This window comes from Acetobacter lambici (assembly GCF_011516885.1).
GTDB classification, from domain to species: Bacteria; Pseudomonadota; Alphaproteobacteria; order Acetobacterales; family Acetobacteraceae; genus Acetobacter; species Acetobacter lambici.
Genome location: NZ_WOTD01000009.1, coordinates 1 through 24,368 on the forward strand (window position 1 = coordinate 1; position 24,368 = coordinate 24,368).

Sequence of the window (24,368 nt, forward strand, 5' to 3'; positions counted from 1 at the left end):
CAAGCTGCTTGAGCTGCTCAACAGACAGGTTGCGCAGGTCCGCGGGAACGCGAACACGATCCAGTGCGGGAAAACGGCCAAGAGTGGGAATCGGTGACGCGGCGTTCTGGTTTTTAGAACTGTCCATGCGATTGTTTCCATCTTCTTTTTAGCGGGAAACGGCACAGAACTGCCCCTTAAAGGCAGTGTGCGACGCCCCCCGGCGTGCCTTACATCGCGTTAACATGCCGACAGACATCGCGAACCAATGGGGTTTGGTTTAATGTTTTGTGAAAGAACGCAAGCATAGAAACAAAAGTCACTGCCGATTGTGTCTTTTTTACAACAGGGGTCGAAAAAGACTTGAGCTTGACAAACGAGGCCACCTATATGCAGGCGAATACCTCATACACGCGTGGCTATACATGTTCCGCGCCTGTTGCTCCTTCAAACAGTCCACTGGTGGAGTAGCAGGCCAAGCTGGCAGCAGGTCTGGTCGCGCGCTTTATGGACATACTCAATACTGACTTGTCTTACTACCAGTCACGATACAGGCGTTAAGTGGATGCGCCAAAGCGGGGGTTTATGGCCGTACCGATAATGCAGGCCGTCAGGGTCGGCAGTTACGTTGTCAAACAGCATATTACGGGGCGCAAGCGCTATCCGCTGGTGCTCATGCTTGAGCCGCTTTTTCGCTGCAATCTGGCCTGTGCAGGCTGCGGAAAAATCGATTACCCAGCGGCTATTCTCAACCAGCGCATGACCGTACAGGAATGTCTGGATGCGGATGCGGAAGCAGGGGCACCAGTCATTGCCGTAGCAGGCGGGGAACCGCTGCTGCACAAGGAAATGCCCGAAATCATCCGGGGGCTGATCGCGCGCAAAAAGTACGTCTATTTGTGCACGAACGCCCTGCTGCTTGAAAAGAAGATGGATGACTATGAACCATCCCCCTTCTTTTCATGGGATGTGCATCTTGATGGCGACAGAACCATGCACGATGCCTCCGTCTGCCAGGACGGGGTGTACGAGCGGGCTGTTGCGGCCATTAAAAAGGCCAAGGCGCGCGGCTTCCGCGTGTCCATCAACTGCACCGTGTTCGACGGGGCGGACCCGCAGCGTATGGCCAACTTCTTTGATGAAGTGATGGCCATGGGCGTGGACGGGATCATGACCGCTCCGGGCTATGCCTACGAGCGTGCACCCGATCAGGCGCACTTCCTCAACCGGCAGAAAACCAAGCAGCTCTTCCGGGACGTGTTCCGTCTGGGCAAGGGCAAGAAGTGGCGGTTTACGCAGTCTCCGCTCTTCCTGAACTTCCTTGCCGGTAACGAGCAGTACCATTGCACGCCGTGGGGCAAACCCCTGCGTAACGTGTTTGGCTGGCAGCGTCCGTGCTACCTGCTGGGCGAAGGCTACGCCAAGTCCTTCCGCGAACTGATGGACGATACCAAGTGGGATGACTACGGCACCGGCAACTACGAAAAATGCGCTGACTGCATGGTCCACTCCGGCTATGAATCCACAGCCGTTATGGATGCCGTCCGCCGCCCATGGCACATTGCCAAGGTCGCGCTGATGGGGCCGGAAACCGAAAAGCCGATGGTGCCGGAAATCTCGCTGGCCAACCAGCGCCCTGCCCAGTACGTCTTTTCCAAGCAGGTGGAAGAGCAGATGGAAGCCATTGCGGCGCGCAAGCCCGCCAAGGCTCCACGGGTCAAGGTCGTGCGTACCGAAGGTGCGAATGACGAGGCCCCCAAGGCTGCCACACCGGCAGAAAGCACTGCCGCAGACTGATTCCCCACCTGTGCGAATCGGTTATGCGTGACAAGGAACGGCTCCCTCGGGAGCCGTTTTTTTGTGCCCGCCGCAAAAAGAATACCGATTTGGTCCGCTTTATCCGATGGGCAGGCATTCACCCCCTGCATGGACATGGCCGGTAGGGAGGGTCGTATGTTCGGCGCTGGTCTCGCGCCGGATCATCCCCTATCGTGCGCACGGGGCTTTTGTCGCGCAAAGCCCGCTACAGCAAAAGGCGTGTTGGTTTTACCCATGGCACTTTCCATTCTTGTTATTTTCTTTCTGGTTTTCCTCAACGCTGTGTTCGCCATGGGTGAACTGGCCCTTATTTCCGTGCGCAAGCCGCGTCTGGCGCAGTTGCAGGAGAGCGGCGTGCGTGGTGCTGACCGGGCCATGCGGCTGGCCGAGGACCCGCAGATATTCCTGCCCACGGTGCAGGTGGGCATGACGCTGGTCTCCATTTTGGAAGGCACGTTTGGCGGGGTGCAGATCGAGGCGCATCTGACCCCCATTCTGGAACAGTTTGCCATTCTCAAGCCCTTTGCGCCGCAGCTTTCCATGACCGTGGTTGTGGTGTTCATCACCACCATCATGCTGGTTCTGGGCGAACTGGTGCCCAAGCAGCTTGCCCTGCGCGAGCCCGAAAAAATGGCCGCCCGTCTGGCCATGCCGCTGGAGGTACTGGCCCGTGTGACCGGCCCTGTGGTCATGCTGCTGCGGGCCTCCTCCAACATGGTGCTGCGCCTGATGGGCGCGAGTGATGCGGTCAACCAGAACCTGACGGAAGAGGAACTCAAGGCCTACATAGCCGAAGGGGCGCGTCTGGGCGTGCTGGAGCACGAGGAGCGCAGCATGATCGAGCGGCTCCTGCGGCTGGCGGACCGGCCTGTACGCGCGATTATGACGCCAAGGAACGAACTGTGCTGGATAGACCGCCACGCCGGGCGCGAGGCACTGGTGCAGGTGCTCAAGCAGACAAGCTACGCCCGTATTGTGGTGTGCGAAGGTGGGGTGGACAATCCGGTGGGCGTTATTCTGGCCAAGGACATGCTGGACCGGGTGCTGGAGGGCATGCCTGTTTCCATTGAGGCCGGTATGCGGCCCATGGTGGTGGTGCCAGACAGTATTTCCGCGCTCGATATGCTCGAACGCATGCGCAGCATCAGTCTGGGCATGGCCTTTGTGCTGGACGAATACGGCGCGTTTGAAGGGGTGGTCACCCCCGCCGACCTGTTTGACGCCATTGTGGGCGAGACCTCGCACGAGCAGCCCCAGTCCAGCCACCATGCGGCCAACGTGCCAGCGCCTGACGCCGTGATCTCGCTGGAAGGCACGGCCTCGGTGGATGAGATCAAGGACATGCTGGGCCTGCGCTCGCTACCGGAGGAAGGGAGTTACCACACGCTGGGTGGCCTGCTGCTGGCCCTGTTGCGGCGCGTGCCTGCAGCAGGTGACAAGGTCGCCTATGATGGCTGGCTGTTTGAGGTGCTGGAAGTGGAGGGCCGTCGCGTGGCCCGTGTGCGGGCCAGCCGTCAGGCGCTGGCTGAGAACTGAAGGGGGGGGGAGGCCTCCACAGGGGGCATGTCTGGCTGGTAGGGCTGTGGGTGCGTGCCACACAGCGTAAAGCTACGATGCTGCCCTGTGCCCTATGTAGGGCAGTGTGGGGGGGGGCTCTATAGGCCCATGTAGTGCTGTAGCGCGCAGGCAGGGTTTGGATAAGCCAAAGGGGCGCCAGCATAAGCTGGCGCCCCTTTGTTGTATGGCCCATGCGCATTGGCGCAGGAGCAGCCAGCCCGCGCAGGATGCGCCTCTGAGCGGCACAGCCTGTGGGGGTAGTTAGTGCAGGGTGCTGGCCAGAGCGGTTTCATCCGCAAAGTCGGGCCATGTGCCGTGTGCCAGAGCGCTCAGCGAGGGTGTGGGCAGCTTCATTTTAGCCGCGTAGCGCCACAGGTAGGTCAGGGTCCGGTGGACGTAATTCCGGGTTTCCTGATTAGGCAGCAGTTCCATGAATATCAGCGGGTCATCGGAGGATGCCGCCAGATTTTCCCAGTGCGCCAGAGCGTTGGGGCCTGCGTTGTAGCTGGCCAGCAGGCGAATAATGTCCCCACCACGTGCTTCCGTATGGTTGGCCTGCTGGGTTAGCTTGGCCAGATACTGCACATAGCGCTGCCCGATTTCCAGATTGAGGCTGGGGTCGTGCAGGGCGGAGGCCGAGCGTTCGAACCGGTGGTTGGGGTTGCTGGTGGAAGCGCTGGTGACAAAGTCCGCCGTTATGGGGCGGATCTGCATCAGCCCATGCGCGCCAGCACCAGATACGGCGCGGGCGTCAAAGTTGGATTCCACACGGGCCAGTGCGTAAACAAGGGCCGGGTCCATGGTAAAGCCGTTGCGCGGGCGCAGTTGCGGCAGGGGGGCGTCGTCCAGATTCTGCGCAGTGGTGGCCTGGCTTTGCAGGGAATCTTCCATCTCGCGCGCCAGATCGTGCAGCCCGGCAGCACCGGCTACGAGCTGGAAGGAGCGGGCGAGCGTTAGGTCATGCAGGCTGGGCCATGCGCGGCGCATGGTGTTTTCCGCTATCTCTGGTTCCCCGACCTGAAGCAGGGCGAACACGCGGCGGCCCACTTCGGTATTGCCCACAGCTTCAATATCAATTTCGGTCAGCACCGGAGCGGAGGCCGTGCTCTGGCTGGTCCCCCCCGTGCTTTCCAGCGGGGCAAAGCTGGCAAGGCCGTGGCGTTCGCTCAGCTTGTGGGGCGTTGTGGCCCCCGTGCGCAGCATGGTGGTCGCCAGTAGCCCGTAGAACGTGCGTGGGAAGGTGGCGGCATGCTGGAGCCAGAGGTGCTGGCTGTGGGGATTATTGGCTTTTTCGTATGTCCGTGCGGCCCAGAAAGCGTTTGCGGCCCGCATTTCCGGCGTGGCGCGCGGTGCGTGGGAGGCACGTTCAAAAAACTGTGTGGCTTCGGCGTAGGCCTGTTTTTGCCACAGGGCCAGCCCGGTCACATAGCCCGCCAGCGCATTGCGCCCGTGGGATACGGTGTTGGCTGTACGGCTGATGTCCAGTGCCAGATCGGTTTCACCCGCCGCCAGCATGGCCTGTGCCGTTTCCGCCTGCAACTGGGCCGCATAAGCGGGGGTCATACCCGGCGTTATGCTGATCAGGTGCAGTGCGCTGTGCACACCCTTAAGGCCCCATGTCGTGCGTTCGCGCAAGGTGCGGTCCAGCATGGGGTTACGGGTGAACTCCTGCAACGGCCCGGCCGCAAGGGCTGCGTGCTCGGGTGCCAGATGCTCGGTGGAGGGGGCCGCAGGCATGGGGCCACCGCGGTCGGGCAGGGCGGCAAGGCGCGCCCACACAGCCGGAGCATCCGCGTAGGAGGTGTATTGCTTGAGCCAGTTGCGCAGCTCGGTCGCACTGGGGTGGTAGCTTGGGTTGAGGTAGCGGTTTGCCTCCACCTCACCCAGCAGCAGTGAATCGGTCAGATGGGTGGTGCTGTTGATCGCCTCGGCAAACGCACCCATGCGCTGAAGGCGGAAAACGGCACGGATGTTGGTGGCTACATCCTGTGGCAGTGGTCTGGGTAGAACAAGATCATCGCCTTCCGGAAAAGCCCGGCGCGGCAGAACCATCGCCAGCTCTTCGCTGTGCGGTTCCGCCCCGTGGTCCGGGGAACTGGCATGGGCTCTCGTCGTGTTGACGGAAGCGCTGGCCAAAAGAGCGGCGCCAGCCAAAAAGGCTTTTGCCGCGATCTGATGAGGAATTTGACCTATCGCTCGCATGGCTGGCGGGGTCTAGGCGTTTTGCGCGCAAAAAGCAAGTTTACTCTGTGTAAACATTGGTGGACGCGTTTGAGAAACCGTTGCGTGCTTTGGCGTAACGCCACGGTTGTTCCATGTGGAGTTCTTTGTTTTCCAAAGGTATTTGGTGTTATTTCATGCTGTAATTCTTTGTGACGGCAGTGGGGATATTGCCGCCGTGGCAATGGTTGCTTTAGGGCGCGTCCCGCAGTGTTTTCATCACCATCATCAGCGTTTGCCATATCTCCCGCCGCGCTGTGGGGGAGGCCCGGAGCTGGAGTGGGTGACGCATGGCCAGAACCGGAATGGCCCCGTGCCCCGGTAGCTCCAGCGTGCCCCATTCGCGCCGGGTGGTGGGGGTGTCCCTGCCCAGCAGCATGGTTGCGGGCAGGCGGCCGCACAGCACAAGACGGCGGGGAGCGAACAGGGTTATCGCGCGTTGGAGAAAAGGCAGGCAGATCCGCTGCTCGGCATCCGATGGGGTGCGACCGCCGGGGGGGCGCCATGGCAGGGCCGTGGCAAGGGCAAGCTGGTCGCGCTCAAGGGGGAGTGGGGCTAACAGCGTGTCCAGCAAGGTGCCGCACAGGCCGGAAAAAACATGCCCGCTCCGGTCTTCATCCGCATCGGGTGCCTCCCCGATCAGCATGAGCGGGGCGTTGGTCGGGCCGGAGGGTATAAGTGTATGCATGGCCGTGCCGCGTAGGGAGCATGCATCAAACTGCTCCATGGCCGCGCGCAGGGCATGGGGGGTGGCGGCCTGCGCGGCCACCTGCCGGGCAAGGGCTACGGACTCGCTCAGGCTGGTAATGCCCACTTCGGCCCCTGTGGCGGGTGTGGGCTGTGCCTGCGTGCTGGTGGTGGCCGGTGTTGCGGGGTATGGCAAAGGGGCTGCCGCAGGACGCGGAGCGCGGGGGCTGGCTGCTTGGGGCAGGCGGAACGCTCCGGCTCCACTCTGGCGGTGGTCCGTGGCGTGGTCGGTTACGGCGGTATCCACCCCCCATTCGGTATAGAGGCGGAGGAGGGAGAGGGCATCGTGCATTATTCCAACCCTACCACAACCATGGGGTGGACCAGAATATGGAGCGGATGGTTTGGCGGTTTGGCATGAGCGCGGTAGAGAAAAGCCAGCCGTTCATGTCGTTCCTCTTTGCTATGCTGGCAGATGTGGGGCGCCTGCCGCGGCAACCCGGTGCTGCCGCCTCAGCCTGAATAGGGTTCTTATGCTGTTTTGTCGTCTTATGCCTACGGTTTTCCTGTTGTCCGCCACCATGCTGGTGTCGCCCGTGCTGGCCGCGGCACCCGAGCCTGCGCATGTTCTGCACCATAAAGGCGGACCGGTTGAGCAGGCCGGGAGCGGACGTGTCGATTCGGAAGCCTACCTGCGCGGGATTGTGGCCGTGCGTCTGGGGGATGATCTGGAGGCGGCTCAGGCCTTCCGCACGGCATTGCTGGCAGACCCGGCAAACATGGACCTGTTGCGGCAGGCCTTTGTGCGTAGCGTCATGGTGGGTGACCCGCAGGCGGTGGAACTGGCGCGGGTCGTGGACAAAACACCACAGGACAGGAGTGTGATCTCCGCCCTGGTTCTGGGGGATGACGCGGCAGTCCGTGGCGCATGGCCCGAGGCCGTGCAGTATTATCATCGCGCGGGGGCGGACCCCATGGCCCGCCTGATCATGCCGCTGCTGCTGGCGTGGTGCCAGCAGGCGCAGGGCCATGCGGATGAGGCGATTGAAAGCCTGCTGCATGGGCCCGGTTCTGTTCTTATGCCGTTTTACACCCTGCATGCCGGTCTTATTGCGCAGGTGGCTGGCCAGTCCGACCGGGCGGAGTCCCTGTTTGAACAGGCGCAGAAGGTCATGCCGGGGTATGACATGCTGCTGACCCGCTCGCATGCGGCATGGTTGTGGACCCACGGCCAGCAGGACAAGGCGCGGGCCGTTATTCGCAAACTGGTGGAAACGGACTCCATTCTGGGGCTGGCTGGCCCCGCCCTACAGGCCAATATTGCCCGCTACCCCGTAACCTCCGCGCGGGAGGGCATTGCCCGTGCGTATGTGCTGACCGCCTTCCTGCTCCGCCAGCAGGCGCGTGAGCAGGCACAGCAGGGACCGGGGGGGGAGGGAAGCGCACTCAACCTCTTCCAGTTTAACGAGGCCGCACGCCTGATGCTGGGCTTTGCGCTGGCCATGGACCCCACACTGGTGGATGCGCGGCTGATGCTGGCCGAAATTCAGGACGACGAACAGCATTTTGCCGCCGCGCGGGAAACGCTGGTGCGTGTGCCCCCACAGGACCCGCTGGCTATAGTAGCCACGCTCCGCCTTGCGGTGCTCGAAACAACCAACGACCACCCCGCCGATGCCATACCGCTGTTGCAGCACCTGCTGGAGCAGGCGCCGGGCCAGATTGTTATCGAGCGGGCACTGGGTAATGCATATAGCCAGACCAAGGACTGGAAGGCCGCCATAGCCGCCTATACCCGCGCGATTGATCTGGCAAACGCGCAGAAAAGCCCGGACTGGACCCTCCTGTTCCTGCGCGGCATGGCCTACCACGAGGCCGGGGACTGGGCGGCCGCCAAAACCGATACCCGCGCAGCACTGGCCTACGCGCCAGATGAACCGCTTTTGCTCAACTTCCTTGGTTACGGCATGGTTGAACAGCACGAGGATCTGGCGGAAGCGGAACAGCTTTTGCGCAAGGCCCATGCGCTGGACGATCAGGACGCCGCCATAACAGATAGTCTGGGCTGGGTGCGTGTGGAGCAGGGTGATCTGGCGGGGGGTATTCCCCTGCTGGAAAAAGCCGCCGAACAAACGCCAGAGGACCCGGAGGTCAATTACCATCTGGGCGAGGCCTACTGGCGCGTGGGCCGCAAGGCCGAGGCCGTGGATCAGTGGAATGTTGCACTGGGCCTGCACCCCAGCCCGGCGGATGAAAGCCTGATCCGTGCGGCCCTGCAAAAAGCGGGTGTGCCCCCCACGCCCCCAACCGGGCTGACCGCCCCCGTGGTCGCGCCATCGGCCACTCCCGTGGCCACGCCCGCTCCCGCCCAACCCGCTCAGGAACAAGGAAAGCACACGCCGTGACTGTTGCAGCATTGGATGTTTCCACCTTTGCATTTACAGAGGCAGCACCTGCCAAGGTTAACCTGTACCTGCATGTAACCGGCCGCCGGGCGGACGGGTACCACCTGCTGGACAGTCTGGTGGTGTTTGCCGGAGCGGGAGATGTGCTGCATTACCAGCCCGGCCCCGAACCCCTGAACCTGCAGATTACAGGTCGGTTTGGCCGTGTGCTGGATGCAGCAGCCACCGGGGCGGACAACCTTGTGCTCAGGGCGGCCCATGCATTGCAGGGGCTACGCGCAGGGCAGGCACAGGGCGGCACACTGGTTTTGGAAAAAAAATTGCCCGTGGCCTCGGGCATTGGCGGGGGCTCGGCCGATGCCGCCGCCGCCCTGCGCCTGCTGGACCGGGCATGGAACGTGCAGGCCAGCCGGACAGACCTGCTTGCGCTGGCCCAGACACTGGGGGCCGATGTGCCCGTGTGCCTGCTCAGCCAGACCATGCGGATGGAAGGCATAGGCGAAAACCTGACCCCCGCCGCCCACCTGCCTGAATGCGGGATGGTGCTGGTCAATTGCGGGCAGGCTGTCTCCACCCCCGAAGTATTCCGCCGCAGGGATGGGGCTTTTCTACCCCGCGCGGCTCTGCCCGAAAGCTGGGCGGATATTGCAGATGTTGTGGCGTTCCTCAAACAGCAGGGGAACTCTTTGGAAGATGCAGCCTGCGCCGTCTGCCCCCCTGTGGGCCATGTGCTGGCCGACATTGGTGGTCAGGAGGGATGCCTGCTGGCGCGTATGAGCGGTTCTGGTGCCACATGTTTTGGCCTGTTCGCCACGCCGCAGGCTGCACGGCAGGCGGCAGACCGGCTGGAAGATGTCCATCCGGCATGGTGGGTCTGGGGCGGCGGGTTGGTATAAGCCCGCCTGCGGAGTTAATTTATCGTCAACACGTATAGCTTGCAAAAAATTATTAACCAATTTTTATAATTCGGCCATTACTCCTTCACCTTCAGGGTATTTTGAAGGGGAAGGCGCGGGCAATGGTAAACTATGTCAATACCAATGGCGTAACCTACGCGGTCACGGACCATCAGGGCTTTCTGGGGGTGCGCGATGGTTACCGTGTTGCTATTACCGGCCCCGATGGCGCGCGCATTTATGCCGGGGTCATTCATCCCGCCATTTTTGGCGGACAGGCTAATGGCAACGTCATACTGGGTGCCCGTGGCCTGCCCTGTGCGGTTCCCGCCCCTGCTGGCGGAACCTATATTGTGCCGCCGGGGGTGCATGCCACGTTTGGCATAGGCCCGGCCACGGGGCATGTTCCAGCGGGTAGTGCGTTCTATATTGGTGGCAATGCCCTGCTGGGCGTAGCATTGGGTGCGCCTGCGGGGCTGCGGGTGCATGTGGCGGGCGGGTGCGCCATGTTTGCCCCCACGGAGCAGGGTGCCACGTTGGATGGCATGGAACTGGGCCTTGCCAATGGCGGCGTGTTTACCTGCGGCATGGGCCTGCCCGATGTGCTGTGCGGGGCCACGGTACGCTTTGGGCCGGGCGGCGGCACACTGGTGGTCAACGCGGACCACACGGCGTTTGACCTGTCTGGCACGGTGATCATGGGGTACACCCCCGACCATGCCATGATCGAGGTCCGTAATATGGCCCGGTCTGTTGCGACCTATAGCGTGAGTGCGGATCGGCATTGCCGGAGCATTGTCCTGTATGCTCAGGACCGTGAGGAAGTCGGGCGGTTTACCGTGGAACTGGCCCATAGCGCAGTGCTGGAGGCCGGGGAATACCGTGTGTCGGACAGGCACAGCCCCCTGCGCATCGCCCCCGAAAAAGCCCAGACCTGCACCAGAGCCTGCTTTATTGAAGGCACGGATATTCATACACAAGGTGCCAATGTCGGGCTGGACACACTCCAGACCGGTAGCCTTGTGGATGTGTGGGGGAGGGATGGCGCCAGCACCCAACGCCTTTTGTGGGTCGGTCGAGGGCATGTGCAGGTCCGACCCGAACTGCCGGAGGAGGAGGCGGGGTACCCCATTCGGGTTTTACGCCATGCGCTGGGGCAGAATCTGCCTGAACGGGACCTGTTGTTAACGCCCCAGCATACGGTGTTGCATAATGGGCGCTTTGTGCCCGTGCGTATGCTGGTTAACGGTGGCAGTATTTTTTACGACCATAGTATTACCAGATATGATTACACCCTTGTACAAACAGAAACACATGCTGTTCTTGTCGCCAACGGTGTGCCGACCGAATCTTATCTGGCGCAGCAGGCCGGGCGGGCGGAAGGCTGGGCTGGTGGCGTGGTGCGCGTGGGCCGTGCGGCTCCACATGTATGGGAGAAGGAGGTTCTCCCCCTCCCGCAGGTGGAGCGCGCGGCACTGGCCGCAGTATTTGCCCAATTGCGCACGCGCGCGGGCAGTGTGCCGGGGTGCAGGCCATTGGTCAGCACGCCGGAGTTGAGCATGGACCCGGACCTATTTTTGGTCACGGACAAGGGGCAGCGTGTCAGGCTGCTGCGCCGGGATGGGGAACAGTGCTTTTACATGCTGCCTGCGGGGGTCAAAAAAGTTTTTCTGGCCTCGCGCAGTTGCCAGCCATCGGTGGTGATCGGTCCTTATGTGGATGACCGACGTATGCTTGGGGTGGCGGTGGGGGAGGTAACCCTGTTCAGCGGTGGTCGTTACGTGGCGCAGGGCTGGCACCTGCGGGCGGAGGGTGGGGCATGGCCGGGCTGGCACGCTCTGGAAGCCAACGCCGTAAGCCGCTGGACCACGGGTTATGCCGAACTCCCACTTAAAGGCATGAAGGAAGGGCAGATGGGGTTACTGACCATTCAGGTCCATGCCGCGGGGCCATTTGTTGTGGCACCATCCGCCAGTGCGGAAACAGATAAGCTGCGCGCGTAATGGACGGAAAAACTCTTTTTTCGTAAAGGTATTTTTATAATTGTTGCGCATCCCCCCCCCGCCAGAACACTCAGGGGCTGGTGCGGGGGAGGGGGCATACAGGCAGGATCAGGATTTACGGCATTGCCGTATGTGGTTGAGGGCCGCACTCAGCCCCATGGCAGCCAGTGCGCCAAACAGGCTGGCCCGCAGGCCGGAGGAAACAAAAACCGTAAACGGGCTGTTCAGCCTGCGGGCTTTGGCCTCAAACGGTCCTTCGGCTCCGTAGGCGCCGGGCACGGGTTTGTACAGGTCATCGGGCTGGGGGCCTTCTGCCCAGTCGTGGCTCATCTGGGCCTTGTAGCCGTGGCTGGCCAGCCGGGCCTCGCGGCAGCCAGGGCCAGCAAAGCGCCACAGGGCGGAAAAGCTGTTGGCCCAGCCAATGGAGATCGAACGGCTGGTGGTAAAGGCCGCACGGCAGATGGCCTCTGCCGCCACCTCTGGTTCATAGACCGGGCCAAAGGGTTTCAGGCGTTTGCCGGTCAGGTTGCGGGTCCAGCTATAATGCGGGGTGTTAATGGCGGGCAGGTCCACCATAACAATGCGAATACGGTCCGCATCGTGCCGCAGTTCCGTGCGCAGGCTGTTGCAAAAGCCACGCAGGGCGGCGCGGGAGCCGTTTTCCGCTGCCTGTAGGGGCAGGTCGCGCAGGGTGGGGGCCAGATCGAGGTTGATGATCGCCCCCTGTCCCCTGCGGCGCATAACATTCAGGGCCGCCAGCGTGCCATTGACGCTGCCAAGGTAGGTCACCTGTGTTGCGCGCTGGATGTCCTGCGCGTTCAGGCCCGCAACCTGCCCGACAACAGTCGCCCCCGCGCAGTTGGCCCAGACGGAAATGGGGCCGAGTTCGTTCTCAATATGGTGGGCGGCGTCCTGCACGGCCTGCGCGTCGGCAACATCCACACTGAGCACAAGGGTGCGGATGGAATGCTGGGCCAGATTCTGCGCCGTGGCCTGCAGGCGTTCCTCGTCACGCCCAAGCAGGGCCACGTCAAACCCTGCGCGCCCCAGTGCGCGGGCCGCCGCACGGCCAATGCCCGACCCTGCTCCCGTAATGACCGCAATCTGAGTTGCCATGCCTGTTGTGCCTTCCGCGTTGGTTTTTGTGGTGTGGATGGGTTGTTAAAAACTGGTCTTTTCTACCTGCGCGAGCAGGGGGTGGAGTGCAAGGCGTGCCAGAGCGGCCCTGCCTTGTGCGCCATGGAATAAGGGGGGTAGCGGCCCCGAACCTGTGTTTACAGGTAGCGCAGAGCCAGAAAACCGCCAAGCAGCGCTATGGCGAACACGCCCGTAACCAGTGGCAGGCGTTTTTCCAGAAAGTTCTGTATGGCCGGGCCAAAGCGGCGCAGCAGGCCAGCGACCAGCGCAAAGCGCACCCCACGGGTCACAAGGCTCGCGCATATAAAGGGGATAATGGCAAAGTGGGCCATGCCGCTGGCAATGGTCACAAACTTGTAGGGGATGGGGGTCAGCCCCTTGAACAGGATAATCCATACCCCCCACTGGCGGAACTTGTCCTGCAAGGCGGCCAGTGTGTGCTCGGCATGGTAGAAGTGTACAATGGGTTTTGCCAGCGTATCCAGCAGTAGTGCGCCAATCAGCCAGCCCAGTAGCCCCCCCGCAACACTGGCCACGGTGCAGATGGCAGCGTACCGCCACGCCTTGTCCTTTTGGGCCAGCACCATGGGCACAAGCAGCGTTTCGGGCGGGAGGGGGAAAAAGCTGGCTTCTGCAAAAGCGAGTGCCGCCAGCCATAGGGGCGCGTGGGGGCTGGCGGCGTGCCGCAGAACGCGGGCGTAGAGTCTATCGAGCATTCAGGTCCGTTACAGTTGTTCTTGGCGCAGCACGTCTTCGGCCTTGCTGTGGATCAGGTCGTATTCCGCCTGTGTTAGATTGCCCCGATGCAGCATTTCGCTCGCGCGGGCAAGGGCGTCCCTTGCATGGGTTGCGTCTGGTATGGGGTAGCGGCGGCCGCGCAGGGCAAAGGCACTATCGGGCAGGGCGTTGCGTTCAGCCGTGGTCAGCTTGGACATGTGCGTATTCCTGTTCCCTCGGTTAAAGGTCGGAGGCACTTTCCACTTCGTCCAGTTCCGCCATGGCGGCTTCTGCACTGGTGGTTGGCACGTCGGAAACTGGCGTGCTCCGCGTATCCAGCGTCGGAGGGTGCGACGCGGGCATGGATGTGAGTGTTCGCGTGACGCGGAACGCAGTCAAGACCGCAAATGTACCAAAAAGCACCGCACCTATGGCCTGACCCACCTGCACCCCTTGTGGGCCATAGTGTTCGCACAGCAGCACAAACGGAATTGTGCCCAGTGTTGCCCGCCCCCAGTTGAATGCGGTGGAGTAAAGCGGAAAGCCAAGGTTGTTGAACGCGGCATTGGCCACAAACAGCATGCCCACAAACAGGTAGCTGCCAATGGTCCATGTGCAGAACAGGTGCAAAAGGGCGGCGGCATTACCCTGTGCATTGTACATGGCAATAATCAGATCCTGCGCAAAGTAGAGCAGCACCCATGTCAGCCCCACGCTGAGCACAACCAGTTTAAGGGCCGCGGCCAGCGTTTCGCGCACACGGTCGGGGCGGCCTGCGCCCACATTCTGGCCCATGATCGGACCAACAGAGCCAGTTAGGGCGAATACGAGCGAGAACAGCACCGGCACCATGCGCTCGATCGAGGCCTGCCCGGCCACGGCCTCCAGCCCAAAGCCGGACATGGCGCGGGTTACGTACACCCCGCCCGCAGGCGTTGCCAGATTGGTGAGTATGGCAGGCAGTGATATGCCCGCCACCCGGCGTGTATCGGGCACAATGCGGCGCAGGCATGGGCGGGCCAGCATGCTGTGCCCCAAAGCCCCGCGCAGGCCAGCCCCGGCCACCACAACGCGGGAGAGGGTCGTGCTGATGGCCGCCCCCATTAGCCCTTCATGCAGCCCAAAAATAAACAGCGGGTCCAGCACTGCCGCCACCACGGCCCCCATAAGGGTAATGTGCATGGAGCCTTTGGCATCTCCGACAACACGCATAAGGGCTGAACAGCCCATGCCAATGCAGATCAGGGGCAATGCCACACTCAGAATACGCAGGTAGGCCGTGGCCTCGACCAGTGTCTGCCCCTGTGCGCCAAACAGGCTGAGTATGGGGGCCGCTCCCAGAGCCGTGGCAAGGCTCAGCACCCCGGTAACTCCGGTCATCACAATCATGGAAGAGGCGGCAAGGCAGCGGGCTTCCTCATGCCGTCCGGCCCCGATCTCACGCGCGGTGGCGGCACTTATGCCAATGGTCAGACCAATGGAAATGGCAATCTGTAGCCCGATAACCGCGCTGGCAAAGCCAATGGCCGCGGTCATGGCAGTGTTGTTGAGGTGGCTGATATACACCATGTTGAGCATATCGACCGCAAACACGGCCATAAGCCCAATGGCCCCGGTTCCGGCCATGACCAGCACATGCCGCATGATGCTGCCTGTTGTAAAACAGGCTTTATGGCGGCTGCCGGGCGAGGATGGCCGGGTCATGCTGGCTCCGTTGGGGCTTGCCCTTGCGTATGGGGGCGCTCGGGTGGACGTAGAGCAGGGCAGTATGTCACGTCCGGGCGGCGCTGCGAATAACCTGTTCGTGGATTAAACCGCATGGCTCGGCTGATTTATGGCGTGGAGGCAAAGGTCTGCCGGACCTGCCCGGCATGGGCGAGCCAGCAGGAGCAGGCGCACCTGTTTGAGAGTTGCCTTGGAAGTTATGCGGAAAACGCGCACATGATATGCGTTTAACGGATACCTCCCGCGTCATGCCCACATGCCGCCAGAACCGCACCGGACTGGCGCATAAGGGGCCGACCAGACCTGCGCCAGACGGGCGATGTTGCGGCAAAGGGGCCGCAAACAGCCACCGCCACAAGGTTTTGCGCCAGAAGGATATGGACTGCGGGCCATACCTGCCAGAGCCGGAGGCAGGGGCAGACTGGGTGGGTGGGGCATAAGCCAGCCCTGACCGCAACGCTCCCACTTAGAGAAAAGGGCGGATTTGCGCAAGTTAAGGATAGAGGACACACAAGGCATGCGCGGCTTTTAGGGCACGCCTGCTCCCCAGATGCACCGCGCAGGCGCAAGGATGGATGACAATGGGGCGTGTGGTTGCTAAACCCCCCCCTCGCTGCAGTCTTCCTTCCTAATTCGTGTAACAGCTGAGGCCGGGAACCGTCCTTGTCATGAAAATCGTCGCCTGTAACAGCAACCTGCCACTGGCCCAGGCCGTTGCCGCAGAGCTGAACCTGCCCCTGTGTAACGTAACCGTGCGCCGCTTTGCGGACATGGAAGTGTTTGTTGAAATTCATGAAAACGTGCGCGGCGAGGATGTGTTTGTCATCCAGAGCACCTGCACGCCCACGAATGACAACCTGATGGAACTGCTGATCATGCTCGACGCGCTGCGTCGTGGGTCGGCCAAACGTATTACGGCGGTTATTCCGTATTTCGGCTATGCCCGTCAGGACCGCAAATCCGGCCCACGCACGCCCATTAGCGCCAAGCTGGTCGCCAACCTTCTGGTGGAAGCCGGGGCAAGCCGTGTGCTGACACTGGACCTGCACGCCATGCAGATTCAGGGCTTTTTTGATATTCCGGTGGACAATCTGTATGCGGCCCCGCTGTTTGTGCGCGACATTCGCGCCCAGTACGGCGACCGTGACCTTATGATTGTCTCCCCCGATGTGGGCGGGGTTGTGCGTGCACGCCAGCTTGCCCAGCGGCTGAACACCGATCTGGCGATCATTGATAAACGGCGTGAACGCGCAGGCGTGTCCGAGGTCATGAACGTGATCGGGGATGTAAGCGGCCGCCACTGCCTGCTGGTGGATGACATTGTGGATAGCGGCGGCTCACTGTGCAACGCGGCGCGCGCCATTGCCAAACAGGGTGCGGCATCGGTTGGGGCTTATGTGACCCACGGTGTGCTGACCGGGCAGGCTGTGCCCCGTATTGCCGATTCTCCGATTGAAATGCTGACCCTGACAGACAGTATTCAGGCCACGGCACCGGTCATGGCGGCCAGCAATATCCGCCAGATCACCATTTCCGGCCTGCTGGCACGCGCCATGCGTGCCGTCTCGGACGAAAGCTCCGTATCCTCCCTGTTTGACTGAAGGTGTGATGACCGTGCTTCTCCCCCGTCCATACTGGTATCTACGGCACGGTCAGACGGACTGGAACAGGGCCGGTCTTTCGCAAGGGCGCACGGATGTGCCTTTGAACGAGACCGGGATTGAACAGGCGGTGGAGGCAGGCAGGCTTATTGAGCAGGCTGTGCGAGCCCAAGGGGCGGGTGCCATTACCCGTATTGTCTGCTCCCCCCTTGAACGTGCCCACCGGACCGCCACCATTGTGCGTGACGAACTGGTGGCACACGGTCTGCCGCTGCTCCCGCTGAGTGTGGATGATGATCTGGCAGAAGTCTGTTTTGGCGAGCAGGAAGGCCAGCCAATTGCCGACTGGTATGATGACTGGATAGCCGAGCAGTACACGCCCCCGGGTGCAGAGCGGTTTGCCGAGCTCAAAAGTCGTGCGGCCCGCGCGCTCAACCGTGCTACCGAGCAGGATGGACTGCCACTTGTTGTCGCCCATGGCGCGCTGTTCCGGGCGCTACGCGCGGTCATGGCCCTACCGGCCAATGTGCGCCTGCCCAACGCCATTCCGCTTAGTGCCGTGCATGAGGCACATACGGGCTGGACTCTGAGCGAACTTCCCTGATTGTTAACGTCTGAACGTCTGAACGTCTGAACGTCTGAACGTCTGAACGTCTGAACGTCTGAACGTCTGAACGTCTGCATGGAGTGTTGCGCCAAATCTGGCATGCTGCCGGGCTCATGCAGCATTGTGCTCCGGCTGGCCGCCATGCGCGGTGTGGAGCCAGATGTTGGGCCACCACACCGCTTTAAGGTATTGTTGCCCTTTATTCCCGCACTGTGGGCGGTTGCGGAAAAAGGGATGGGTCATGGATGGCCCGGAGTCTGACGCATTGCGGCAGCATCTGGCGGATCATCCGCATGGTCGCCAGATCGGACAGGCCCGTCTGTTCGGAAAACCAGTCCAGTTCTTCTTGCAAAAAGAACCCGCGCACTTCCGCCTCGGTTGCGGGTGGGCTGTGGGGCGCACTCTGCCAGCGGCGGACAGAGCTGATCATGCCCATGGCCTGTGCGCGTTTTTCCAGCTTGCTGGGCCGGTCCGGTCGGGGGATGGGGCCGAGCACCTCGTTCAGGGCGGTCATCAGACCGGATTTGTCGGACGTGGCACCGGTAATGAAGTCCCCCACATGCGTGATGGCATTGGTGACTGAGTTAAGGAATGTCATGGTAGCCCCCTGTTGTTAAAAAAGGAGATACCTCTGCAACGGGCCGTGGGCTGGTGGAGTTGCGTGGTAAAAGATTAAATAAAAAACATCTGGCAGCCCTGTGTGTAGCGCTCTGGCAAAGGTCTGGGCCGCTCCCTACATTATGGATGGTACACGTGGCTGACCCCGTTTGGGGGCGGGCCACAAAAGCAAGGAAATACCATGTCTGATCTGATCGTGCTGGGCTTTGACCATATTGATGACGCAGCCAAGGTGCTGAGCGAATGCCGCACACTCCAGAAGGAATACCTGCTGGACCTGGAAGATGCCGTTGTGGTCACGCGCGATGCCAATGGCAAGGCGCATCTGCACCAGAGCATTAATCTGGAAAAGGCGGGGGCATCATGGGGGCTGTTCTCTGGCGGGTTCTGGGGCGCTGTTGTGGGGCTTTTGTGCCTTAACCCGCTGGCAGGCTTTGTAATTGGCAGCGCGGTTGGGGCTGGCGCGGGCGCTCTGGCAGGCAAAATGTCCGATTACGGGATTGATGACGGGTTTATTACCAAACTGAGTGACACCATTCCCCCCAACACTTCCGCCCTGTTTGTGCTGGTGCGCAAGTCCCAGCCGGACAAGGTTCTGGCTGATCTGCAAAAGTTCAAGGGCCATTCCCGTATTTTGCAGACCTCCCTCTCCCCCGAAGCAGAAGCAAGGCTCAAGGCTGCTCTGGGCGACGCAGCCGCTCCCGCACAGCCGGTGGCATAAACCGGGTAAAATCTGACTTCCGGGTGCAAGTCGGGGCTGGTGGGCGTATGTCCACCAGCCCTTTTTTGTGGGGAGTGTTGGGTGTGTGGGCCAGTGGGTGGAGTTTAATCTGGCGCGTTGTTGTGCGCGCTGGCGTGGCATAGTAGGGGCAGGTTTGCCTCTTTTCCTTTATGTCGGGTTGCGCTGCCATGGTACGTCTTGTCATGCTCTCGGTCGGAGCGTTTATCTGGCTAGTGACGGAGGTTATGCCCATTGGGCTGCTGACCGATATTGCGCAGGGGCTGCAAGTTTCCCCCGCCAGAGTGGGGCTGCTGGTTACGGGTTACGCCTGGCTGGTGGCGTTGACCGCCATCCCCCTGACCCTGCTGACCTCTGGCGTGGACCGGCGGACCCTTGTTGCCAGCCTTCTGCTGCTGGCTGGCAGTGTGGATGTGGCCTGCGCCTTTGTGACCAATTATGCGGTCATGGCCGTGCTACGTGTGGTGCTGGCACTTGGGCATGGTATTTTCTGGTCGGTTATTGCGGGGGTTGCGGTTCGGCTGGCCCCGGACATTCCTGTGGCGCGGGCCACGGGCTGGGCCTTTACGGGGGTTGCCGTGGGGTTTGCGGGGGGTATTCCCCTTGTGTCCGCCATTGGGCAGTGGCTGGGCTGGCGTGCAGATTTTGCGACCTGTGGCGTTGGGGCGCTGGTGGTGTTTGCCGCAGCGCTGGTGCTGCTGCCCCCCATGCCCGCCCAGCGCAGGCACCTTGATCTGTGGCGTCTGCTCCGCCAGCCGGTTTTTGCTTATATTGCGGTGCTGACAATGCTGGTTATTACCGCGCATTTTACGGCGTACACCTACGTTATTCCGCTATTGCAGAGCATTCCGCACAGTCCTGAACAGCTTATTCCCGTTCTGCTGCTGGTTTATGGTGTTGCGGGGATTGGCGGCAACTGGGTGGGGGCGCGTCTACCCTGCTCGGCTGGTCGCCTGATCGGTATGGCAACGGCGGCACTTGTTGCCAGCCATGGGGTTATGGTGGCGGCGGGCTGGCTGCCCGGTCTGGTCTGGGTGGATATGGTCGTGTGGGGGATTGTGAGTGCGTTCATGAACATGGCGCCACAGAACTACGCCATGGAACTGGCCCCCAACGAGCGTGAGGCCGCATGTTCGTTTAGTGTGACCGGCTTTAACGCGGGTATTGGTGCCGGGGCCTTGTGTGGTGGGGTGGTTCTGGGCTCGGCCGGGGCTTATGCGGTTCTGGCCTGGAGTGCGGGCATTGCCGTGCTGGCCCTGCTGGTGCTGGCGGCTGGGCGGTTTGTTGTCAGGCCTGCAAAATAAGGGATGAGCGGGCAGGGTATGTCCCCGCCCGCCCCCGTGGTTTAAAACCCTTGTGAAATCCCGCACAGAATGGTCCGGCGCAGGCCGTATTGGGGCGCGCCCACACCAATGCCCGAGCCATCGCGCAGCATGTAGGTATGATCACCCAGATTGATCACATCCAGCCGCAGTTGCGTATCGCCCTGCCATGCCTTGCCAAAGGTGTTGTGGATGGTCTGCACGGCGGAAAAATTGACGGTGGCGTAAGGCGTTAACGCAAGACCATTGGGTATGCCATTTGCCTCGTCATCCGCGCGCAGGCCGCTGCCATACACCATGGTGGCAGACAGGCGCAGGGGAGCGCGGGTTTTGTGGAAGAACGTATAGGCAGCCCCAGCGGAGGCCGTCCAGCGCTGGTCGTGGTCCAGATGGACCCAGTGGTTGCTGATGTAATTGAGCTCTCCTTGATCAAAGTTGAACTGGGCACTGGTAATTTTTTTACCTATGGCGCGTGACCATGCAAAATTGCCGTAAAGGGAGAGGGGGCCACGGTCGTAGGAGGTGCTGACCTCATACCCGTTTACCTGCCCGTGGCGGTAGTTAAAGCCGCTCAGAATAATGGGGGCGCCAAACTGGCCCTCATCAATCAGGTTTTTGGCCAGTTTGTAGTAGGCGTCGAATGTTACATGCCAGCCGGGCAGAATGGTCTGGTCAAAACCCGCATCAAAATAGTGGTCGCGCTCGGCTCGGACCTTGCTGTTTGTGGTGGAGTTGGGAGCGGCTGTTGTGTTTGCAAGCTGGGTGAGCGAGGTGGTGCTGACAACCTCAAACGGTGGGGGCGTAAAGTAGCGCGAATACCCTGCATGCAAGGTGCCGCCGTGCCACGGTTTCCACACAACGTTCACGCGCGGGCTAAACTGGTGTTCGGCTGTGTATTCGCTCACACCATCAAAGCGCAGGCCGTAGTTTATGGTCAGGTTGCGCAGGGGTTGCCATTCGTCCTGTGCGTAAATGCCATAGACCATGCCTGTTTTGCCGCTTCCATCATGCAGGGTTACGGGCAGGTTGGTCTGGGTGTTGATGACGTTGGACGTTGTTTTGGAAACATTGCGCTCCACAAAGGCCTGAAGGCCAAAGCGCACGGTGTGGTCGCGTGCTGCGTGCCATGTTACGTCATGTTGCGTGCCGGTGGAAAAAACCGACCGGGCCGCCTGCTGGGCATTGCCCAGATAGAGCAGATCCCCCACCGGGTCGGGGGAATAACGCAGGGAGCTGTACCGGGTAAATACGGAATCCTGTAGGCTGAATGCACCAACTTCCTTTTGCAGGGCGAGCACTGCAAAGTCGGTAATCTGTTTTTGGTGCTCATTCAGGCTATCGCTGCTGGTTATGGAGCCTGCGGGGGGTGTGTAGCCGGATTGCCATGTTTGGCCCGGATTGTTGGGCAACTGATATTCCGCGTTGGAAATACCTGCAATCAGGCTTATGCGCGTGTCTTCATCCACTGTGTAACGGGTGTGACCCAAAAAGTGGTACTGGTTGCTCAGGTCATGCGGCGCGTTGAACGACCCTGTGGTGTTCTCAATGCCGACCCGGTCATGCACAAAGTCCGCCGTGGCAAAGAAATCCCACTTTCCCTTATGAAAACCATATTGCAGGGAAGGAAAAAAGTAATCCCGTGCCCCACCGTAAATAGACAGGTTACCCCCTGCATTGGTGGTGCCGTTTTTGGTGGTAATGTCCACCACAGCGGCCTGAAGGAACCCAAACTGGCTGGGTAGTGCCCCTGTGGTGAGGGACATGTTATCGGCAAAGCGTGTCATGAGTGCCTGACCAAACACATTCAGCCCTTCGGGGAGTTGCACGCCATCAAGGCGGAACTGTACCTCGTTATGGTCACCACGGACGTGAATCTGCCCATAACTGTCCTGTGCTACGCCGGGAGCTTGCAAAAGGACCTGATTAAGTGGTGCGTTATCCCCACCGGGAATGTTTTCCAGCGCCTGACGGCTAAAGCGGTACACGCTGGCCCCCGTGGTGGGGGAAAGCTCGGAGCGGGCGCGGTCCAGATGCGCGGTCACAATAACCTGCTCTGCCTCATGCGTGGTGGTCTGGGGAATAACCTGCACGGTTTCCGTCCCTTTGCGCACCGGGGTTTTTGTGGCGGCTTTGGTGCTGGTGCTGGTGCTGGTGCTGGTTGGGGCTGTGACCTGCGTGGTGGTCGTGGCCGTCTGGGCTGCTGCTGCATGGCCAGTTGCCAGCAGGCTGCTCAAAAAGGAAGAGCAGAGGAGAAGACCAGATGGTCGGTAGGTCATAATTGCATGCCGCCTGAATTGGAGTTGAGCCAAGGGCCGCATAGCTATTGGTTATATTATAACATAACAATCAAATTATGGACGTTGCCATAATCCGGCAAGCTGTCTGTTGCATTTGTGCAACGCATGGCAGGGTGGCCAAAAGAGCGGGCTCACAGGCAAGGCCCAAATGCAAACACCTCCCCCCGGTATTGCCGGTAAAGGGAGGTGCCTGCAAAAAAAACCTGTAAAATCGGATTATTTTGTGGTGTAGCCACCATTGACCAGAATGGTCTGCCCGGTCATCCACCAGCCATCGGACACCATAAAGCGCACATGCGGCACAATGTCCTCCACATCTGTCAGCCCTGTGTGACTGAAGGAGGAAAGAGCTGCCGCCGTCTTGTGGTAAGCCACGGCTTCGGGTGCTTCCTGCCCATAAAAGAACGGCGTGTCCATGGGGCCGGGACCAATGGCGTTGACCGAAATGCCGCGTGCGCCCAGTTCCTTGGAGGCTGCGCGTGTAAAGTGTTCAACGGCTGCCTTGGAGCCAGCATAGGTGCTGTAGAACGGGGTGTATGCCCCCAGCAGGGAGGTGACAATGCTCAGGAGCTTGCCGTTGTCGTTCAGGTGTTTTCCGGCTTCGCGGATAAACTGGAACGCCACTTTTGTATTAACGGCAAACATGGCGTCAAACTCTTCGTCCGTGGTGTCGGCTATGGGTTTTTTAAGCACCTTGCCCACGGTGTTAATGGCAATGTCTAAACCCTCGGTAGCCTCTACAGTTTTTTCAAATAGTTCGGCTATGGATCCGGGTTGAGTCAGGTCTGCCTGAATGGCGAGTGCATGTGAGCCCACAGTCCGCACGGCCTTGAGAGTGGCCTGCGCATCGGCCTCGCCAGCCGGGCTATGGTAATGAATAATAATTGTTTTGGCGCCCTGCCGGGCGAGGTCACAGGCGATCATTCCGCCAAGGTTTTTGGCCCCGCCTGTAATAAGCACGGTTTTTCCTGCAATGCTGTGTGTGGTCATATCTGTCTCGCCTTGTATTGGGGCAAATAGGTGTAGGCCTGTCTTTACTGTCTGCACAGTATCATCGCCAAAAATGCAATAAAGCTCTCATATATGATAAGACCTGTCAGACTTTGCGAACAATATTGGATAAGGGCGGGCCAATGGACCGTATAGATCAGTGCCGCATATTCGCGCGGGTGGTGGAGACGGGCAGCTTTACCCGTGCGGCGGAAACACTGGGCCAGCCACGCTCCACCGTATCCACCGCCGTGCAGGCGCTGGAGGCGCGCGTGGGGGCTAGGCTTTTGGCCCGCACCACCCGCTCGGTTACCCCAACGCCGGATGGGCATGCGTTTTACGAGTATTGTGTAAGGCTGGTGGCGGATATGGACGAGGCGGAGGACCTGTTCCGCCGCGAGCGCGGGCATGTGCGCGGGGTGCTGCGGGTTAACCTGCCTGCCCGAATTGGCCGCCTGATTGTGGCCCCGGCCCTGCCGGAGTTTGTAGCCGCCCATCCGGGCATACAGCTGGAGATGGGGGTAACGGACAGACCGGTCAACCTAACGGAGGAAGGGCTGGACTGCGTGCTAAGGGTTGGCACGCTGCACGATTCAGGGCTGATCGCACGGCGTATGGGGTGGATGACCCTGCTCAACGTGGCAAGTCCGGCCTACCTTGCCCGCCACGGCATACCCCAGACTCCGGCTGATCTGGCGCATGATGGGCATGTGGCCGTGCGCTACATGTCCCCCGCCAACGGGCGGGTGGAGGCATGGGAGTGGGAGGAGGACGAGCAACTCCATACGCTGGACCTGCCCGGCCCTGTTACGGTCAACAGTGCGGAAACACAGATCGCCTGCTGTCTGGCGGGGCTGGGGCTTATTCAGGTACCGGGGTATGATGTGCGCCCCCTTGTGCAGAGCGGGCAGTTATGTGTGGTCCTGCCCCAGTGGTGCGCGCCCGCCATGCCGGTCAGTCTTTTATACCCCCACAGGCGGCATCTCTCCTCCCGCCTGCAGGTGTTCGCGGGTTGGCTGGAAGGGCTTTTGACCCCCCATCTGCGCTAAT

General features: G+C 61.0%; 22 protein-coding genes. 13 read left to right on the forward strand and 9 right to left on the reverse strand.

The genetic code is table 11. The features are described 5' to 3' along the window. Window positions 1–564: 564 nt before the first annotated feature. Together hpnH and GOB86_RS06330 are read left to right on the forward strand one after the other, a co-directional pair. Window positions 565–1,776, forward strand: coding sequence for an adenosyl-hopene transferase HpnH (gene hpnH, locus GOB86_RS06325; RefSeq protein ID WP_165991523.1), 1,212 nt, complete (start codon window positions 565–567; stop codon window positions 1,774–1,776). A gap of 255 nt (window positions 1,777–2,031) precedes the next feature. Beyond that, window positions 2,032–3,333, forward strand: coding sequence for a hemolysin family protein (locus tag GOB86_RS06330; RefSeq protein WP_165991524.1), 1,302 nt, complete (start codon window positions 2,032–2,034; stop codon window positions 3,331–3,333). Window positions 3,334–3,615: 282 nt separating this feature from the next. On the opposite strand, the gene GOB86_RS06335 is transcribed toward GOB86_RS06330, so the two are convergent. Together GOB86_RS06335 and GOB86_RS06340 are read right to left on the reverse strand one after the other, a co-directional pair. Next, a complete protein-coding gene (locus GOB86_RS06335) occupies window positions 3,616–5,556 on the reverse strand; it encodes a transglycosylase SLT domain-containing protein (RefSeq protein ID WP_165991525.1) in 1,941 nt (646 codons plus the stop codon). Between the two features lie 211 nt (window positions 5,557–5,767). Further along, on the reverse strand, window positions 5,768–6,613 hold the full coding sequence (locus GOB86_RS06340; protein ID WP_194301111.1) for a uracil-DNA glycosylase: 846 nt from the start codon (window positions 6,611–6,613) through the stop codon (window positions 5,768–5,770). A gap of 38 nt (window positions 6,614–6,651) precedes the next feature. Here GOB86_RS06340 and GOB86_RS16355 point away from each other — a divergent pair, with 38 nt between their 5' ends. The 4 genes from GOB86_RS16355 (at window position 6,652) to GOB86_RS06355 (ending at window position 11,565) form a co-directional block, all read left to right on the forward strand. After that, window positions 6,652–6,783 (forward strand): hypothetical protein, encoded by a 132-nt coding sequence (locus GOB86_RS16355; RefSeq protein ID WP_277875458.1) that lies wholly within the window; start codon window positions 6,652–6,654, stop codon window positions 6,781–6,783. An 11-nt stretch (window positions 6,784–6,794) separates the two neighbouring features. Beyond that, window positions 6,795–8,666, forward strand: coding sequence for a tetratricopeptide repeat protein (locus GOB86_RS06345; protein WP_165991526.1), 1,872 nt, complete (start codon window positions 6,795–6,797; stop codon window positions 8,664–8,666). Then, window positions 8,663–9,562 carry a 4-(cytidine 5'-diphospho)-2-C-methyl-D-erythritol kinase gene (locus GOB86_RS06350; RefSeq protein ID WP_165991527.1) on the forward strand — a complete coding sequence of 300 codons (900 nt, stop codon included), beginning with the start codon at window positions 8,663–8,665 and terminating at the stop codon, window positions 9,560–9,562. Before GOB86_RS06345 ends, GOB86_RS06350 begins: the two co-directional genes overlap by 4 nt. Before the next feature lie 122 nt (window positions 9,563–9,684). Beyond that, window positions 9,685–11,565 carry a Hint domain-containing protein gene (locus tag GOB86_RS06355; RefSeq protein WP_165991528.1) on the forward strand — a complete coding sequence of 627 codons (1,881 nt, stop codon included), beginning with the start codon at window positions 9,685–9,687 and terminating at the stop codon, window positions 11,563–11,565. Window positions 11,566–11,673: 108 nt separating this feature from the next. On the opposite strand, the gene GOB86_RS06360 is transcribed toward GOB86_RS06355, so the two are convergent. The 4 genes from GOB86_RS06360 to GOB86_RS06375 all read right to left on the reverse strand — a co-directional run bounded on the left by GOB86_RS06360 (window position 11,674) and on the right by GOB86_RS06375 (window position 15,123). Then, on the reverse strand, window positions 11,674–12,681 hold the full coding sequence (locus GOB86_RS06360; RefSeq protein ID WP_165991529.1) for an SDR family oxidoreductase: 1,008 nt from the start codon (window positions 12,679–12,681) through the stop codon (window positions 11,674–11,676). Between the two features lie 158 nt (window positions 12,682–12,839). Then, complete coding sequence (locus tag GOB86_RS06365; RefSeq protein ID WP_165991530.1) at window positions 12,840–13,418, reverse strand: YqaA family protein; 579 nt, start codon at window positions 13,416–13,418, stop codon at window positions 12,840–12,842. Window positions 13,419–13,427: 9 nt separating this feature from the next. Then, window positions 13,428–13,637: a hypothetical protein gene (locus GOB86_RS06370; RefSeq protein ID WP_165991531.1), complete on the reverse strand. Its 210-nt coding sequence runs from the start codon at window positions 13,635–13,637 to the stop codon at window positions 13,428–13,430. A gap of 22 nt (window positions 13,638–13,659) precedes the next feature. Continuing rightward, entirely contained in the window at window positions 13,660–15,123 is a 1,464-nt protein-coding gene (locus GOB86_RS06375) for an MATE family efflux transporter (RefSeq protein WP_165991532.1), read from the reverse strand. A 114-nt stretch (window positions 15,124–15,237) separates the two neighbouring features. Here GOB86_RS06375 and GOB86_RS06380 point away from each other — a divergent pair, with 114 nt between their 5' ends. From GOB86_RS06380 to GOB86_RS06395, 4 genes are all read left to right on the forward strand, one after another. Beyond that, the gene (locus tag GOB86_RS06380) at window positions 15,238–15,375 is read left to right on the forward strand and encodes a hypothetical protein (RefSeq protein ID WP_165991533.1); all 138 of its coding nucleotides are present in this window, start codon (window positions 15,238–15,240) and stop codon (window positions 15,373–15,375) included. Beyond that, entirely contained in the window at window positions 15,366–15,584 is a 219-nt protein-coding gene (locus GOB86_RS06385) for a hypothetical protein (protein ID WP_206752699.1), read from the forward strand. The genes GOB86_RS06380 and GOB86_RS06385 overlap by 10 nt, the downstream gene beginning before the upstream one ends. A gap of 228 nt (window positions 15,585–15,812) precedes the next feature. Further along, complete coding sequence (locus GOB86_RS06390) at window positions 15,813–16,745, forward strand: ribose-phosphate pyrophosphokinase (RefSeq protein ID WP_165991535.1); 933 nt, start codon at window positions 15,813–15,815, stop codon at window positions 16,743–16,745. A 7-nt stretch (window positions 16,746–16,752) separates the two neighbouring features. Further along, a complete protein-coding gene (locus GOB86_RS06395) occupies window positions 16,753–17,349 on the forward strand; it encodes a histidine phosphatase family protein (protein ID WP_165991536.1) in 597 nt (198 codons plus the stop codon). Window positions 17,350–17,551: 202 nt separating this feature from the next. Here GOB86_RS06395 and GOB86_RS06400 read toward each other — a convergent pair whose 3' ends face one another. After that, window positions 17,552–17,950: a hypothetical protein gene (locus GOB86_RS06400; protein WP_165991537.1), complete on the reverse strand. Its 399-nt coding sequence runs from the start codon at window positions 17,948–17,950 to the stop codon at window positions 17,552–17,554. Window positions 17,951–18,151: 201 nt separating this feature from the next. On the opposite strand from GOB86_RS06400, the gene GOB86_RS06405 reads away from it, so the two are divergent. Both GOB86_RS06405 and GOB86_RS06410 read left to right on the forward strand, forming a co-directional pair. Then, a complete protein-coding gene (locus tag GOB86_RS06405) occupies window positions 18,152–18,691 on the forward strand; it encodes a DUF1269 domain-containing protein (RefSeq protein WP_165991538.1) in 540 nt (179 codons plus the stop codon). 188 nt (window positions 18,692–18,879) lie between these two features. After that, window positions 18,880–20,013 (forward strand): MFS transporter, encoded by a 1,134-nt coding sequence (locus GOB86_RS06410; protein WP_165991539.1) that lies wholly within the window; start codon window positions 18,880–18,882, stop codon window positions 20,011–20,013. Window positions 20,014–20,054: 41 nt separating this feature from the next. On the opposite strand, the gene GOB86_RS06415 is transcribed toward GOB86_RS06410, so the two are convergent. Together GOB86_RS06415 and GOB86_RS06420 are read right to left on the reverse strand one after the other, a co-directional pair. Next, window positions 20,055–22,307, reverse strand: coding sequence for a TonB-dependent receptor (locus GOB86_RS06415; protein WP_165991540.1), 2,253 nt, complete (start codon window positions 22,305–22,307; stop codon window positions 20,055–20,057). A 237-nt stretch (window positions 22,308–22,544) separates the two neighbouring features. After that, window positions 22,545–23,318: an SDR family oxidoreductase gene (locus tag GOB86_RS06420; RefSeq protein WP_165991541.1), complete on the reverse strand. Its 774-nt coding sequence runs from the start codon at window positions 23,316–23,318 to the stop codon at window positions 22,545–22,547. Between the two features lie 143 nt (window positions 23,319–23,461). Between GOB86_RS06420 and GOB86_RS06425 the strand changes: the two genes are divergently transcribed. Then, window positions 23,462–24,367, forward strand: coding sequence for a LysR family transcriptional regulator (locus GOB86_RS06425; protein WP_165991542.1), 906 nt, complete (start codon window positions 23,462–23,464; stop codon window positions 24,365–24,367). The last annotated feature ends 1 nt before the right edge of the window (window position 24,368 follow it).